General features: G+C 37.2%; 17 protein-coding genes. 11 read left to right on the forward strand and 6 right to left on the reverse strand.

Annotated features, from left to right (window positions below; all coding sequences use genetic code 11):
- Positions 1-55: 55 nt before the first annotated feature.
- The 5 genes from CWS20_RS05240 (at position 56) to CWS20_RS05260 (ending at position 6,793) form a co-directional block, all read left to right on the forward strand.
- Positions 56-2,233: a malate synthase G gene (locus CWS20_RS05240; protein ID WP_066199289.1), complete on the forward strand. Its 2,178-nt coding sequence runs from the start codon at positions 56-58 to the stop codon at positions 2,231-2,233.
- Positions 2,234-2,589: 356 nt separating this feature from the next.
- A complete protein-coding gene (locus tag CWS20_RS05245; RefSeq protein ID WP_066199287.1) occupies positions 2,590-3,366 on the forward strand; it encodes a fumarylacetoacetate hydrolase family protein in 777 nt (258 codons plus the stop codon).
- A gap of 36 nt (positions 3,367-3,402) precedes the next feature.
- A complete protein-coding gene (locus CWS20_RS05250) occupies positions 3,403-4,170 on the forward strand; it encodes an IclR family transcriptional regulator (RefSeq protein WP_066199284.1) in 768 nt (255 codons plus the stop codon).
- Positions 4,167-4,763 carry a P-loop nucleotide/nucleoside kinase family protein gene (locus CWS20_RS05255; RefSeq protein WP_066199281.1) on the forward strand — a complete coding sequence of 199 codons (597 nt, stop codon included), beginning with the start codon at positions 4,167-4,169 and terminating at the stop codon, positions 4,761-4,763. Before CWS20_RS05250 ends, CWS20_RS05255 begins: the two co-directional genes overlap by 4 nt.
- 254 nt (positions 4,764-5,017) lie before the next feature.
- Positions 5,018-6,793 carry an L-lactate permease gene (locus CWS20_RS05260; protein ID WP_066199278.1) on the forward strand — a complete coding sequence of 592 codons (1,776 nt, stop codon included), beginning with the start codon at positions 5,018-5,020 and terminating at the stop codon, positions 6,791-6,793.
- A gap of 339 nt (positions 6,794-7,132) precedes the next feature.
- On the opposite strand, the gene CWS20_RS05265 is transcribed toward CWS20_RS05260, so the two are convergent.
- Entirely contained in the window at positions 7,133-7,606 is a 474-nt protein-coding gene (locus tag CWS20_RS05265) for a 2-thiouracil desulfurase family protein (RefSeq protein ID WP_066199275.1), read from the reverse strand.
- A 171-nt stretch (positions 7,607-7,777) separates the two neighbouring features.
- Between CWS20_RS05265 and CWS20_RS05270 the strand changes: the two genes are divergently transcribed.
- The 4 genes from CWS20_RS05270 to CWS20_RS05285 are packed head-to-tail and all read left to right on the forward strand — an operon-like array spanning position 7,778 to position 11,524.
- The gene (locus CWS20_RS05270; protein WP_066199272.1) at positions 7,778-8,158 is read left to right on the forward strand and encodes a GntR family transcriptional regulator; all 381 of its coding nucleotides are present in this window, start codon (positions 7,778-7,780) and stop codon (positions 8,156-8,158) included.
- Positions 8,159-9,058, forward strand: coding sequence for an ABC transporter ATP-binding protein (locus CWS20_RS05275; RefSeq protein ID WP_066199270.1), 900 nt, complete (start codon positions 8,159-8,161; stop codon positions 9,056-9,058). It begins immediately after the preceding gene.
- Positions 9,033-10,979 (forward strand): DUF6449 domain-containing protein, encoded by a 1,947-nt coding sequence (locus CWS20_RS05280; protein WP_066199269.1) that lies wholly within the window; start codon positions 9,033-9,035, stop codon positions 10,977-10,979. The genes CWS20_RS05275 and CWS20_RS05280 overlap by 26 nt, the downstream gene beginning before the upstream one ends.
- Before the next feature lie 14 nt (positions 10,980-10,993).
- Entirely contained in the window at positions 10,994-11,524 is a 531-nt protein-coding gene (locus CWS20_RS05285) for an RNA polymerase sigma factor (protein WP_241504138.1), read from the forward strand.
- 323 nt (positions 11,525-11,847) lie between these two features.
- Here the strand turns inward: CWS20_RS05285 and CWS20_RS05290 are convergent, their stop codons facing one another.
- Positions 11,848-12,123 carry a hypothetical protein gene (locus CWS20_RS05290; protein ID WP_066199266.1) on the reverse strand — a complete coding sequence of 92 codons (276 nt, stop codon included), beginning with the start codon at positions 12,121-12,123 and terminating at the stop codon, positions 11,848-11,850.
- Between the two features lie 248 nt (positions 12,124-12,371).
- Here CWS20_RS05290 and CWS20_RS05295 point away from each other — a divergent pair, with 248 nt between their 5' ends.
- Positions 12,372-13,037, forward strand: coding sequence for a class I SAM-dependent methyltransferase (locus CWS20_RS05295; RefSeq protein ID WP_083957426.1), 666 nt, complete (start codon positions 12,372-12,374; stop codon positions 13,035-13,037).
- A 3-nt stretch (positions 13,038-13,040) separates the two neighbouring features.
- On the opposite strand, the gene CWS20_RS05300 is transcribed toward CWS20_RS05295, so the two are convergent.
- From CWS20_RS05300 to CWS20_RS05315, 4 genes are all read right to left on the reverse strand, one after another.
- A complete protein-coding gene (locus CWS20_RS05300) occupies positions 13,041-13,469 on the reverse strand; it encodes a MarR family winged helix-turn-helix transcriptional regulator (protein WP_066199260.1) in 429 nt (142 codons plus the stop codon).
- A gap of 87 nt (positions 13,470-13,556) precedes the next feature.
- Positions 13,557-13,685: an SDR family oxidoreductase gene (locus tag CWS20_RS29400; protein WP_083957425.1), complete on the reverse strand. Its 129-nt coding sequence runs from the start codon at positions 13,683-13,685 to the stop codon at positions 13,557-13,559.
- Between the two features lie 68 nt (positions 13,686-13,753).
- Positions 13,754-13,927, reverse strand: coding sequence for an SDR family NAD(P)-dependent oxidoreductase (locus CWS20_RS29405; protein ID WP_083957424.1), 174 nt, complete (start codon positions 13,925-13,927; stop codon positions 13,754-13,756).
- Between the two features lie 112 nt (positions 13,928-14,039).
- Positions 14,040-14,603 (reverse strand): hypothetical protein, encoded by a 564-nt coding sequence (locus CWS20_RS05315; RefSeq protein ID WP_066199257.1) that lies wholly within the window; start codon positions 14,601-14,603, stop codon positions 14,040-14,042.
- Between the two features lie 206 nt (positions 14,604-14,809).
- Here CWS20_RS05315 and CWS20_RS05320 point away from each other — a divergent pair, with 206 nt between their 5' ends.
- Positions 14,810-15,955, forward strand: coding sequence for an acyl-CoA dehydrogenase family protein (locus tag CWS20_RS05320; RefSeq protein ID WP_066199254.1), 1,146 nt, complete (start codon positions 14,810-14,812; stop codon positions 15,953-15,955).
- The last annotated feature ends 10 nt before the right edge of the window (positions 15,956-15,965 follow it).

A 15,965-nucleotide genomic window follows, 5' to 3' on the forward strand; every position in this document is an offset into this window, starting at 1 on the left:
TTATAGAAACAGCGTTTTGTAATAACAAACAAATAATACTAGGAGGCTTTATGCAATGAGTAATTATGTAAATGCAGGTCAATTGAAAGTAGCAAATGAACTCTATGAATTTATTAATTCAGAAGCACTGCCAGGTTCAGGTTTGGATCAAGCGGTATTCTGGAATGGATTTGAAGAACTTGTTAAAGATTTGACACCAAAGAATAAAGCTTTATTAGCAAAAAGGGAAGAACTGCAAGAAAAAATTCATGAATGGCACCGTGAAAATAAAGGTTTTGATTTTAATAAATATAAATCCTTTCTTGAGGAAATCGATTATTTGCTTCCTGAAGCAGAAGATTTCCAAATCACGACTGAAAATGTTGATGAAGAAATCTCATTACAAGCAGGTCCGCAGCTTGTTGTTCCAATAAATAATGGCCGCTATGCTATTAATGCAGCGAACGCAAGATGGGGCAGCCTTTATGATGCATTATATGGAACAGATGCAATTAGTATGGATGATGGCGCCCATAGAGAAGGACCGTACAATCCTGTGCGTGGAAATAAGGTCATTGAATTTGGCCGCAATTTCTTAGATGAAACAGTACCACTATCTTCAGGTTCGCATAGTGACGCGATTCTATATAGTGTGGAAGAAGGAAATCTAGTTGTTACACTCCATAGCGGTGAAAAGGTTGGATTACAAGATGATTCAAAATTTGCCGGCTTCCAAGGTGAAGCAAATGAACCTTTTGCCGTATTGTTGAAAAATAATCGACTTCATTTTGAAATCCAAATTAATCGTGAACATCCGATTGGAAAATCAGATGATGCAGGAGTAAAAGACATTTTACTAGAAGCTGCCCTCACAACTATTATGGATTGTGAAGACTCGGTGGCTGCTGTTGATGCTGAGGATAAAGTGCTTGTTTATAGAAATTGGCTTGGCTTAATGAAGGGTGAATTGTCAGCCACTTTCAGTAAAGGTGCAAAAACAATCACAAGAAACATGAATCCTAATCGTGTATATTCCAGTCCAGACGGTGAAAAGATCACTTTAAATGGCCGCTCGTTAATGTTTGTCCGGAATGTAGGACATTTAATGACAAATGAAGCAATCCTTGACCATGAGGGAAATGAAATTCAAGAAGGCATCCTAGATGCAGTCATTACTTCTTTAGCTGCTAAACATACCCTTTTAGGTAATGGCACATATAAAAATACTGAAAAAGGATCTATCTATATTGTTAAACCTAAAATGCACGGACCGGAAGAAGTTGCGTTCGCAAATGAATTATTTAATCGTACTGAAGATTTATTAGATTTGGAAAGAAATACATTAAAAATTGGAGTAATGGATGAAGAACGCAGAACGTCATTGAATTTAAAAGCATGCATTAAAGAAGTAAAGGACCGAGTTGTTTTCATTAACACAGGTTTTCTCGATCGAACAGGTGACGAAATGCATACTTCAATGGAAATGGGACCAATGATTCGTAAAAATGATATGAAGTCAACTAAGTGGCTGCAAGGATATGAAAAATCAAATGTATTAACAGGACTTGCAATAGGCTTTCAAGGAAAGGCGCAAATTGGAAAAGGAATGTGGGCAATGCCGGATTTGATGGCGGGTATGCTTGAACAAAAAATCGGGCATCCGCAAGCAGGAGCGAATACCGCATGGGTCCCTTCACCAACAGCGGCAACATTGCATGCGCTGCACTACCATCAAGTAAATGTTGCAGAAGTACAAAAAGACTTGCTAAATAGTCAAAATAATTTAAGGGATGACATTCTGCAAATCCCGGTAGCAGCAAATGCGAACTGGACGGAAAAAGAGGTTCAAGCCGAATTGGATAATAATGCGCAAGGCATACTCGGCTATGTCGTACGCTGGGTAGAGCAGGGCATCGGCTGTTCAAAAGTACCGGATATTAATGATGTGGCATTGATGGAAGATCGTGCAACATTAAGAATTTCCAGTCAGCATATGGCAAATTGGCTGCATCACGGCATTACGACAAAAGAACAAGTACTTGAAACACTTCAGCGCATGGCTGCAGTAGTCGATGAGCAAAATGCCGGCGATGTTGAATATCGTCCCATGGCTCCTAATTTTGATGAATCCGTTGCTTTCCAGGCGGCATGTGATCTTGTTTTTAAAGGATATGACCAGCCAAGTGGCTACACTGAACCAATTCTCCACCACCGCCGCTTAGAAGCAAAAGCTAAATTTGCGGTAAAACAGTAATGAATGTTAGGCAGGGCAGTTATGTTGCCCTGTCTTGCTATAAAGTTTAGCAAATGACTGTAGCGGTGGTTGCTGCAAGATTTTATGTGGATTGAGAAGAAATGTGAAACTGGTATTTCGCTTGTAATGAGCAAAAGTGGCATCAAGAAGCAAAAACCAAAAAATTTCCCATTATGATACCGATCAATACTGGCATAAAAAAGCTGCCAATCTTCAATTGTGTAAATAACTAACTTATCAGCATAATAAATAAATGTCTAATAAAAACTTAATTAATATCCAGAAAATTAAATTAGTATCTACCACAATATAATGCTACTATTTTAGTAAAATAAAAACAGAGAGGGAGAAGCATAATGAAATTCACAAGGTTTGAAGCGAATGATAATATCTTCCAAGGAGTAATTGAAGGAGATGAAATTCGCGTTTTCTCAGGAGAGTTATTTGGAGATTGGTCTTATACGGGAGATACATATAAAAGAGATGAAGTGAACTTGCTGGCTCCTTTGCAGCCGAATCATATTATTGGAATTGGAGCCAATTTCGTTGCAAGGAAGGAGGACTTGCCAGAAAGCTTGCCGGAAATTCCTGTCTTCTTCTATAAGCCGTCTTCGTCTGTCATTGGACCTGAAGCTGAAATTGTCATTCCAGATGGGATAAATCAGGTGAAATTTGAGTCTGAACTTGCTGTGGTTATAGGAAAAACAGCAAAGGATATAAAAGAAGATGAAGTGCTGGATTATGTTTTTGGGTACACTGTTGGAAATGATGTTACCGCACCTCAATTTTTTCATGAGGATGGCCATTGGACCGTTGGAAAATCATTTGATACTTTTACACCTTTAGGACCGGTTATTGAAACGGAATTAGACCCATTTTCTGTTAAAGTCGAAGCGAAGCTGAATGATGTTGAGAAGCAAAATAGCGCGACTGATTTAATGATTATTCCTATCCGTAAAATGATTTCATATTTATCGAAAGTGATGACACTACAACCTGGCGATGTCATTTTAACAGGAAGTCCTGTAGGAGCAGAGCTTGTGAATGAAGGGGATGTCATTCAATGTGAAATTAAAGAAATCGGCACTTTAAGAAATTCATTTGTAGCTGCTCGTCAATCTGTAAAAAGTTAAATAGAGATAGGTGAAAGCTTGTTTTGAGGTGAGACGATGGAACGGGAAAATATGGTGAAATCTGTGAGCCGGGCTCTGGATATTATTTCAATTGTCAGTATGAAAAAAGGCGGCCTCGGAGTAACCGAGATCGCCAACCAAATAGATATTAATAAGAGTTCAGTCTATAGGATCTTATCTACACTAGTCCAGTATGGTTATGTAGAACAAGATGATGATACAGGGAGATATAAACTCGGTTATAAACTTTTAGAAATTAGTTCACGGCTGCTCGATTCGATTGATTTGCGTACTGAAGCACATCCGTTCTTGCGTGAGCTTGAAAATGCAACAAATGAGGTCATTCATCTTGTTGTATATGATCAGGATGAAGTCGTGTATATTGAAAAGCTAGATGGGAATGAAGCGCTGCGCATGCACTCAAAAGTTGGTAAGCGCGCGCCAATGCACTGTACATCTGTCGGCAAGGCGATTTTATCTCAGCTGCCCGTTCATCTTGTTCATGACATTCTTGATCGCAAGGGGCTGCCTGCACATACAAATCAAACGATTGTAGATAAAGAAACATTGCTTAGAGAACTAATAGAAGTCAGGCATAAAGGCTTTGCCCTTGACTTGCAGGAAAATGAGTATGGGATTACATGTATTGCAGTGCCCATTTTCGATCACCAAGGTAAAGTTTCTGCAGCAGTCAGTATTTCGGGCCCAACTATGAGAATGACAGACGAGCGGTTGCAGGAGCTTCGGCCGCTTATGATTCAAACAGGACAGCAAATCTCTGCAAGGCTTGGATATGTACAATGATTCTTTGGATCAATGGGACATTCGGTTCTGGAAAAACAACGCTTTCATACGAATTAAATGATCGTATCGAGGGTTCCTTTCGTTATGACCCGGAAAAGCTGGGCAGCCATTTAATGAGAACGATTCCAGCAAACGTCGCAGAGAATGATTTTCAAAAGTATCAGGCATGGCGAACAATGGTCTGCTCAATGATTCTCGAATTATCCATGCGTTTACAAGGAAAAATAATCATTGTCCCTATGACACTTACAAATAAAGATTATCGGCATGAAATTTTTAGTGCACTGAAAAGCAATGGGCTGGAAGTGCATGAAGTTCTTTTGGAAATAAAGGAAGATAAGCTCCTTAAGCTTCTTCAATCACGAATGGAGACTAAATCGTCATGGGCGTACAAGCAATTTGAATATAAAAAAAATGAAATCAAGCAAATAGACACTTTCAAACTGGACGTAAATGAACGGTCAATTGATGATGTGGCCGAAACAGTCATAAGCCATTTTAACTTACCGGCAAGAGCTGATCAAAGAGGCATCCTTCAGAAAAAATGCAAACGAATGATAAATAAATTTAGGGAATCTTTTTATTTCAAATAAGAGCCATCTAACAGTCGCTATAAGCGTTTGTTAGATGGCTCTTATTTTTTGACTGCCGAACAAAATAATTGAATAAAATTAATATAATAAATTCTCAGAATATTATTGTAATTGATGAGAATCTTAGTATAATTATATTAAAGTGTTTGTTATATAACATATAAAATATAGTTATATAACAATGTTTACTGATGCGCAACATCTTGCATTTATTGTTTGTTATGAAGAAACATGAACTAAGGGGGAGAGGTCAAATGAGTACAGGAATGTTAGCAATTTTATCACTTTTACCGATTATTGCCGTTGCCGTTTTCTTAGTCGGATTAAAGTGGCCTGCAAGTAAAGCCATGCCAATAGCATTTTTGGTAGCGGTTGCATTAGCTCTGTTTGTATGGAAAGTGCCAGGCGTCAATGTGGCGGCTGCTTCTGTACACGGATTAGTAGTTGCAATTACCTTGCTTTATATTATTTTCGGATCGATACTTCTGCTCAACACATTACAGGAAAGCGGTGGCATGAGAACAATTCGACAGGGGTTTACGGATATAACCGCAGACCGTAGAATTCAAGTTATTATCATTGCCTGGCTCTTTGGCTCATTTATTGAGGGAGCGTCTGGTTTTGGTACACCTGCTGCCGTTGCCGTACCATTAATGGTTGGATTAGGATTCCCTGCAATGGCTGCTGTAGTAGCAGGAATGGTTATTCAAAGTACCCCCGTTTCCTTTGGAGCAGTTGGAACACCCATTCTAGTAGGTGTTCTATCAGGGCTATCAGCTGACGCAAGTATTACTGATAATTTTCTTGCACTTGTCTCGCAAATTGGCGGTCAAGTAGCGATACTACATATGATCGCAGGTACATTGGTGCCTTTATTCGTTGTAGCGCTAATGACGCGATTTTTTGGGAAAAATAAATCTTTCTCAGAAGGAATTAAAATTTGGAAGTTTGCACTATTTTCAGCATTTGCAATGACGATTCCTTATGTAATCGTTGCCAACACACTTGGCCCTGAATTTCCTTCGATGACAGGCGGTTTAGTTGGTTTGGCAATTGTTATATTTGCGGCAAAGAAAGGCTTTCTTATGCCTAAGGATGAAGTGTGGCAGTTTGAAGAAAAATCAAAGTGGAATCCTGATTGGACAGGGAAAATTGAAATACAATTAGACAAAAAAGGTAAAGAGATGAGCATGTTTACAGCATGGCTACCCTATGTATTAGTTGGATTATTCTTGGTGTTAACAAGACTGAATGCACTTCCATTAAAAGCATGGCTGCAATCAGTCGTATTAAAGATAGAAAATTTATTTGGCTCAGGAATAGGTACGAGCTTTGAAATTTTATATTCACCGGGGACAGTTTTTATCCTTGTATCCATACTCACTTTCTTTATACACGGAATGAGGAGCGGAGCTTATGTAAATGCATGGAAACAATCTGGCAAGACTACATTGGCAGCATCAGTTGCGCTTGTCTTTACTGTCCCGATGGTTCAAGTCTTTATCAATACAGGGGGCGGAGCAGCGGGCTATAACCAGATGCCAATCGAGCTTGCAAATGGAGCAGCGGCACTTGCTGGCGAATTCTGGCCATTCTTTGCTACATTTATCGGTGGGATTGGCGCTTTTATAGCAGGAAGTAATACTGTCAGTAACATGATGTTTGCTCTTTTCCAATATGATGTGGGCAGCCAAATTGGCGTTGATCCAACATGGATTGTTGCTCTCCAGGCTGTTGGTGGGGCAGCAGGGAATATGATTTGTGTGCATAATGTCGTTGCAGCATCCGCTGTCGTAGGTCTTGTCGGCAAAGAGGGAGAGGTCATTAGGAAAACTTTATTCCCGTTTGTTTATTACTCTTTATTTGCTGGTGCAGTTGGATATTCAATTGTATGGTATTCAACAAAAGGAATATTTAATGTTGGTTCAATTGTTGCTGTCCTGATTGCAGTCGCGGCAGTATACATCATTGCCACTAACAATCGGAGATTAAGTTTAGAATATCCGAATAATAAAACGATCTCGAAATAATCATAAATATCCTTTGAAAACAAAAACGCCCCTCATTCTTATTCGTGTCTAATAATGAAGGGAGAGTTCAGATTAAGAAAAAGATGCAAGAACTGAGCAGTTTTTTTCATATTTTAAATAATAAAGCGATATATTTATACTGTTGGGCTTAACTTTATGCCCGCACACCCCTGACATTATGAAGATGCAGTTATTAAAACTTTTTTGAGCCAGTAATGGCTCTTTTTTTATGGAAAAAGAAGCTAAGTAAGGTTTAAGGTGAGTTCCTGGAAACGGACGCCAACAGCTTCATTTAACAGATAGCTCTTTTGTTAGGTTGGAATAATATTCCAGATGACATTAATTACTTTGTAAAAGATGATTTATTTCATCTAAGTTTTTCTCAGATAAAACTTTAATCCCATTCTGTTTAAACAAAGCAGCTGTAACTCCAGTTCCTTCGACTTTTCTTCCAGAAAAGCTGCCATCATAAATTTTTCCGCTGCCACATGAAGGGCTATTTTCTTTCAATATAACTATAGAAGCAGATAATTCTTTTGCTTTTTTTAATGCTTCTTCAGCCCCAGTAATATAAAGATCGGTTACGTCGTTGCCAGAAGCATCATATACTTTCGCTCTCCCATTTAATACATCATCTCCATTTCCACCAACAATCTCCGCGGGTTCTCTAGGAGTAGAAAATCCGCCCAGTAATTCTGGACATACAGAAATGGCTAATTGTTGCTGGAGGAGCTGAGCAATGCTGTTATTGTAACAATCTGAAGCATCATACCGCACTTTATGGCCTGCTAAACAAGAGCTGACTAATATCATGATTCACTCTCCTAAGCTTTTCAATATACACCTATCGTAATTCACTTCTCCCGGTTTGAAAATAAATAAATTAAAATAAAGCTTCTATTTTCCATAAAATTGATATATAATTCAACTGTACTACGTATCATAGTACACTACATACAGCTATATCCAGATAGGAGGGTGGCTATGCTTGAGCTTGATTTGCGGAGTCGTAAGCCGATTTATGAGCAATTAGTCGATAAAATAAAAGAGTTAATTATCATAGAAGTGATGAAGCCTGATGAACAGCTTCCATCTGTAAGGTCGATGGCACAAGAGCTTGCGATAAACCCAAATACCATCCAAAAAGCCTATCGTGAATTGGAAAATCAGGGATATATCTACTCGGTCAAAGGGAAAGGAAGCTTTGTCAGTCCAGCTACGCCACAACCTGACATAGAAAAACTGATTCAAGTAAAAAAAGAATTAGCCAAATACTTGTCAGAGGCCATGTTTTTAGGAATGCCTTCTGAAGAGATTATAAATTTAATAAAAGAGATAGAAGATTCAATGGGAGGAGGGTCATAAATGATGAAAATGATCCAAGTCAGAAAGAAATTAGAAAATACCTGGGCAGTAGATAATGTGACTATTCATGTAGCAAAGGGATCGATTTACGGTCTTTTAGGTTCGAATGGTGCCGGAAAAACTACATTGCTGAAGATTATGTCAGGGATTTACTTACAAGATGATGGCGAAGTAATTTTTGACGGAAATCAAGTTTTTGAAAATCCATCAAATAAAAGACGAATCTTTTTTATTCAAGACAGCCCTTATTTTATTCCGCAATATACTGTAAAGCAAATGGCTAATTTTTATAGTCAAATTTACAGCAGATGGGATTGGGAATGTTATGAAGCGCTGATTGCTAGTTTTGAAATGAACACGAATAAAAAAATTCACCGCTTTTCAAAAGGTATACAAAGACAGGCGGCCTTTATCTTTGCACTATCAGCGAAACCAGATGTATTAATACTAGATGAACCGATGGACGGCTTAGATCCAGTGCTGCGCAAGAAGATTAAATCCCTCATTATCGATGAAGTTGCCGCAAGGGAAATGACAGTAATCATCTCCTCACATAACTTGCGAGAAGTTGAAGATTTATGTGATACGATCGGAATTATGCATAAAGGGAAATTGATACTTGAAAAAGATATTGATGATTTAAAATCAGATACTCATAAAATTCAGATCGCATTTAAAGGACCTGTTCCTCCGGTTATTTATCAAAATATGAAGGTTTTGCATAAAGAGAAAAGAGGAAGTATTGTCCTGTTAATTGCCAAGGGGGATGAAGAGGAAATATCATCAGTGATTCAAAGTTACCAGCCGATCATATTTGATTTATTGCATCTAACTCTTGAGGAAATTTTTATCTATGAAATGGAGGATGTCGGTTATGCAGTCAAAAACATCCTTAATTAATAAAGAGATTATAAAAAGTATTTTTCGCAGTGTCGGATGGGTATCCATCCTGTATTTCCTATGTTTAATATTTATCCTTCCTTTGAATATGTTTATTCTCTTTTCGAATGGTCAAGGACAATTTTATTATTATGATAATTTATTTTCTTATAATTTCTTTTATCAAGCGGCATTAATGATTGGTATTCCTGTGATATTGTCGATGTTCCTATTCCGGTTTTTACAAGTTAAACAATACAGTGATTTTATTCATAGTTTGCCAATAAAACGCACGAGTATATTTCATCAATATACATTGCTAGGCTATTTCATTTTAATAACGCCAATTGTTCTCATTGCGGGCGTGATTTTACTATTATACTCGCCTTTAGAATTAAATGGGTATTTTCCGCTAACGGATATATTTGAATGGCTTGGATTAACAATTTTGTTCAACACTGTTTTCTATATTGCCGGCGTTGCGGTAGCAATGATTTCGGGGATTTCAATTGTACAGGGCGTATTAACTTATATTGCTTTGTTGCTTCCGTTAGGGTTGCTTATATTAATAAGCTATAACCTGCAATATTTTCTTTTTGGCTTTTCGGCAGAATATATTTTACAAAATAAATTAGACTTTATATCACCGCTTGTTGTAGCAGCCCAAATTAATTATTATAGTTTATCAACAATTCAGTTGGTTTTATATATTGGTTTAATCATTGTCTTATATTTCACAGCATTATTTCTTTATAAGAAAAGGAATGTGGAATCTGTTTCACACGCATTAGTATTCCCGATATTAAAGCCATTTTTTAAATACGGAGTTACCTTTTGCATGATGCTCCTAGGTGTCTTGTACTTTGGGGAGATGCAGGGAGATCGCACATGGGTGATGATTGGCTATATTTTTGGAGCGATATTAGGCTATTTGATCGCCGAAATGGTCCTGCAGAAATCATGGCGAATCACTGTCCACCTTAAAGGGTTTATATTATATTGTGCAGCAATTATCTGTCTTGTTGTTTTATTAAAGATGGACTTAATGTTTTTTGAAAAAAAGATGCCTGCAATGAACGAAATAGAGTCTGTCCATTTTAGTGAAGGCTATTACGGATATTACCTTGAGGAAGATCAAGAACAATATTCTCTAAAAGAAAGAGATAATATTCATTTTGTTCAACAGCTGCATAAAAGCATATTAAACAACCATGAAGGAAAAAGGCTTGATAGTCGTTTTGGAGATTCTGCTTTTTTTGCCTACAAGCTTAAAAACGGGAAAAAGGTCGTGCGCGAATACAAGATTGATAAGAAAAACTATGAAGGAATGTATAAACTTATTTTCGAATCTGAGGAATATAAGATCGCTACTAATGATATTTTTTCAATCAATGAAAATGAAGTTTCTAAGATTATGATACATTCCAATTCGATTGTCGATAAAATTACATCCATCAATAAACATGAGGAAAAGCTTGAGTTCATAAAGGCATTAAAGCAAGATATTCTAACCTCGAAATATGAAGATATGCAAGAAATGACTAATCCGTATGCTTCCATTAACATAATTACTGATAAAGATGATATCTATCTAGACTGGAATTATTACAATAAAGAAGTTGAAGCTTGGTTAAATAACCACGGATATAGCGATGTAAGATTAACTGGTGATGATCTTGACTATGCCCTTATTGTGAAAAAAGATGCGGTGGAAATTAATGATCGGCAATCATATGAAGAAATAAGAGATACGATAGAAAAATCTCCTAATAAGCTAAAAATAGAGAAAACGTCTGATCTGGAAGAGACATTAGTAAAAACGCGTCCTTTTGTGGACGGCGACTATGTCATTGTCTATTACTATAAAGATATTAATCAGGTAGAGATAAGCGGGATATCTGCTAAGGATGCCCCTGAGTTTATAAAGAATAATTTAAAATAAAAGGAGGGAGAAGCGTGAACAGAAAAGAAACGCTGATGAAAGAGCTATGCGGACAATATGAGAAAAGAATGTTCCACATAGCTTATCGAATTACTCGTGATCATTATACTGCTCAAGATGTTGTGCAAGAATCATTTGTAAAAGCATATATGAAACTCGATACACTTCAGGACCATGAGAAAATCGGGTCATGGCTTGCAGCTATCACGACTAGGACGGCTATAGATGTAGTTAGAAAAGAGCGGTTAACGAAGGAGCGAACAGAGAGTATAGATGATTGGGAGAAGTCAAACTTACGGATGAAGCAAAACGTTGAAGATGAAGTAGCGGCACATATAATAGAAGAAAAAATTTCCCGTTTTATTGATTCGATATCAACAGATCAGCAAAACGTTTATCAGTTGAAAATGAAGGCTGGCCTAAAGGAGAAAGAAATTGCTGCGCTTCTACAATTAAATCAAAACACAGTAAAGACAAAAATATATCGGCTGAGGAAGCAATTAAAGCAATTGTTAAATAATAACGAAATAATTGAATGGTCTTAAGAGAAAGCCTGGCATAATTGCCAGGCTTTCAGAGTTTCTTCAAAAGTTGCAATAAGAATATTCCGTTGGATTTGGAGAGGTGTCCGCTCGACTCCTGCGGGAGAGTAAGGAGACAGTCCAGACCTGCAGGCGCGTAGCGCTGAAGCGGCTGCGATGCTCGCTCTGTGGAAAGCCTCGGAGAAAATCCCAACCCATTCATATTAATTTTTGAGATGAGTTTCTCTACAGCCTGTAAGCCTGGAATAATTGTCAAGCTTAATTTCTTTAGATTGGTGATTCATTAGACCCTCATTAACGGAAAAATACCATATATCTTTATTATCCTACCAGAAAAATAATGGCAAGAAAAATAATGATGCAATAGCGCCAAGGGCAATGCCTGCACCAAAGCCCCATCCCCATCCGCCGCCGCAGAATCCACCGCGACATCTACCTGCATATCCATATCCGCCATAATTTTTACCTAGAGGGCGAAGATAAACTCTGTCTGAAGAAACGCGATCAATAATTCCGCGTTGGATTCTGCCATCATGTAGTCTTACTTCTACGGGTTTGCCGACTCCACCGCGGCAACGATTATAATAACAATTTCCTGACAAAACATACACCTCCAAACGAATGTTGAAAAATTAATATCACTTACAATGTATGTCCATTTATTGAGAATGAATAGATACAAGCCTAATAATGGTGCGGAATTTTTTTCAATTTCGAAAAATCGTATCATTGCTGATTTAATCCTCATAAGATAGGTAAGAGATTTAGAAAAGGAGGAAGAAGAATCCTGAGTTATTCATACGAAGATGCATTAGCTTATTTTAGAATTGGCTCTGCACATCCAGGTGGAATGAGATTAACTAAAGAAATTTTATTAAACGAAAATATACAATCTAGTGCCACAGTTCTTGATGCTGGCTGTGGTATTGGTGACACTTCAATATTATTAGCTGAAATGTTTCATTGCCAAATTGAAGCAATTGATCAACATCCGGAAATGGTTCGAGTCACAGCTGCGAAGGCAAAAAATTCGGCCCATGCGATTACTGTTGCGCAAGGAAATATTGAGAACCTGCCCTATAAAAACGAAACGTTTGAAGTCATCATTTCAGAATCTGTGACTGCTTTTACTGATACAAGCAAAACATTAGCAGAGTTCTCAAGAACATTAAAGGAAAACGGTGTTCTCTATTTAATAGAAATGACAGTGGAACAGCCATTTTCAAAAGATGAGGAAGAAGAATTTTTGGATTTTTATGGAATGGTGGAAATGTTAACAGAAGAAGGGTGGAAGGAAAGATTAAAAAAAGCAGGATTCCAGACTGTACAAGTAGTAAAGGCAAATACCGTTTCGAATGAAATGAGTATGCAAAGCGCGCCGGAAGGACAAGAACAGCCTGTACCTTTTGTCATGATAGACAATGATGACTTAAGAGGGGTTTTAGAAGATCATTATGTTCTTACTTATCAGTATGCAGAAAAACTTGGTTACAGAGTTTTTCGTGCACAATTATAGCGATCAAGATTTTTCTAATAGGTTGTTTAATTTATTGTAAATAGTTAATAATTGATGTCTTTCTTCAGCAGACAGCTTTTCAAACGTTCGCATTTGTAAAAGATAACCTTCTTCCTGTGCCTTTTGTAAAATCTCTAGTCCATTCTCTGTAATAGCCACATAGGATATCCGCTTATCGTTCTCATCAGCGATACGAATAATAAGTTTTCTGCTAAGCAGCTTATCTGTAAGATGTGTAATGGATGAGGGAGCAATACCTAAGTAATTCGCTAAATCAATTGGCCGGCATTTGCCATTATTTTTTAATTGTCCAAGCAAAAGGATATGCGTGATGCCTAAATTTTCATTGAATGATTGGTTCCATTGAATAATTAATCGATTTGTTACTTTTTCCATTGTATGTATGAGTTCAAATACAGATTGATCTTTCATTTTTACCATGCTCCCTTATTAAATCCTTCTATTCATAATTTTATTCTATTCTTTTTTAAACGAGATTTTTAGTTGTTCATCCTCTTATTAATGAGCAGTAAATCCACCATCGATTACAAGCTCTGTACCTGTAACAACAGAGGAATCATCTGAAGCAAGATATAAAGTAGCTTTAGCAATATCTTCAGGTTCACCTAATCGCTGTAGTGGTGTCATAGCAAACAGTTGGTTAAGAACAGCTTAAGCGATTGTATACTTCCTCAGCAAGTCTGCTCCAATCTTCATCAGAAGAAACATTTAACAATATTTTCCTTTCGGTCTATTTGCTTTACTGCATCCTCATTGATATCTGCGGCGATTACTGTTGCGCCTTCATTTCTGAATAATTCAACCATACCGGCACCAATTCCAGAAGCGCCCCCAGTAATGATGGCAATTTTGTCCTGTAATCTTCCCATTCTATATCCCTCTATATTACTGTTTTGTTTTCTATACACTGATTTATGTAACAGAGAGTATTTAGATATCTAAATAATATCACAGATAGGCAATTAAAACGAACATTATATTTTAGGCGAAATAAAAGCGGTTTATTTTATGACGCTCATCAACTGAATTTATATAAGATGATAGCTTTCCTTCATACACTTTTCTTAATTGCGGGAGCCTGCCTAAATCGAAGGGAGTAACCAATGATACAGGTTTTCCAAATCCATTAACTTTACCTTTTTCAAGTGTTGCAGCCACAAATTGAGAACAAAAATACGCATTTGAACGCTCCAGTTCAATATTAAAAAGAATGGCAAATAGTCCAAGCAAGTTATAGCGGTATTGATGCTTGCATTCGTTTAATTCTTTAAGGAAGGCTTGAATATCGTTATATTGATTATTTGAAATAGTGCAAGCATAAATGGCGCATGTTGTGTGGCGAAAAAAAGGATTGCGCCAGTTTTCTTTAACAAAACCTCCAAAAAAAGGGTTATAAGGATTTTTACGGCCAAAGCTATAAACTTGATGAAAATCTTTATCTAATGAAAGCGAGGCATGATTAAAAGTTTTTTTAGTATATAATTTTATGCATTTTGTAAACCAAGTACCAGTATCTGTTAATAATATATAAATTTCTTTTTTCATGACATATGACCTTCTTTTTCTATATGGAGTGGTTGGTAATTAAATGGTATCAAGGCTTAGATTAAAAGATAACTAGCTGCAGATTGAACTTCATATCAGACTAGAGACGCATATTTTTTCAGTTTTCTCGGAAATTATATTCTAAATGTTCGAAAAATAACGAAAAGTATTGTACAATATGATTGAGAAATGGAAAGGAGACTTTTATGGCAGCTGCATACTTAACAGAGGATCATGAAATTTTTCGTAAGTCATTAAGAAAGTTTTTGGAAAAAGAAGCGTATCCTTACTATGAACAATGGGAAAAAGACCGAATCATTCCAAGAGAATTTTGGAAAAAGATGGGTGAACAAGGATATCTCTGCCCGGATATTGAAGAGCAATATGGCGGCAGTGATGTAGATTGGGGCTTTTCTGTTGTCATAAATGAAGAAATTGAAAAAGTTGGTTCTGGGACAGTAGGGATTGGACTTCATAATGATATTGTCGTTCCATATATAACAGCATATGGAACAGATGAGCAGAAAAAAAGATGGCTGCCAAAATGTACAACAGGTGAAATCATTACAGCTATTGCAATGACTGAACCGGGTGCTGGGTCTGATCTTGCTTCTATTTCGACAATAGCTAAGCTTGAAGGAGATACTTACATTGTAAATGGTGCGAAGACATTTATTACGAATGGGATTCACTCCGATTTAGTAATAGTCGCCTGCAAGACAGATCCGAATGCACAGCCTAAGCATAAAGGAATTAGTTTAATTGCAATTGAAAGAGATACGCCAGGGTTTTCAAGAGGAAGAAAACTTGAAAAAGTTGGTCTCCACTGTCAGGATACAGCTGAACTTATCTTTGAAGACTGCCTTGTGCCAAAGGAGAACTTAATCGGTGAAGAGGGTATGGGTTTTAAATATTTAATGCAAAAACTGCAGCAGGAAAGACTTGTCGTAGCGATTGCAGCACAAGTGGCAGCAGAGGAAATGTTAAGGCTTACAATTGATTATGTGAAAGAGCGTCAGGCCTTCGGGAAATCGATTAGCAGGTTTCAAAATACGCAATTTAAAATGGCTGAAATGGCAACAGAAGTTGAAATGGGCAGAGCATTTCTTAATCAGCTCATATGCGATCATATGAAACAAAAAGATGTAGTTACCCAAGTTTCTATGGCTAAATGGAAACTAACCGAAAATGCCCGTAGAATTGCTACAGATTGCATGCAGCTTCATGGCGGTTACGGCTATATGGAAGAGTACGAGATTGCAAGAAGGTATCGTGATATTCCGGTGGCTAGCATTTATGCCGGCACAAATGAAATCATGAAAACAATTATTGCAAAGAAATTAGGATTATAGAGGAGGAGTT

Source organism: Cytobacillus horneckiae (genome assembly GCF_002835735.1).
Classification (GTDB): Bacteria; Bacillota; Bacilli; order Bacillales; family Cytobacillaceae; genus Cytobacillus; species Cytobacillus horneckiae.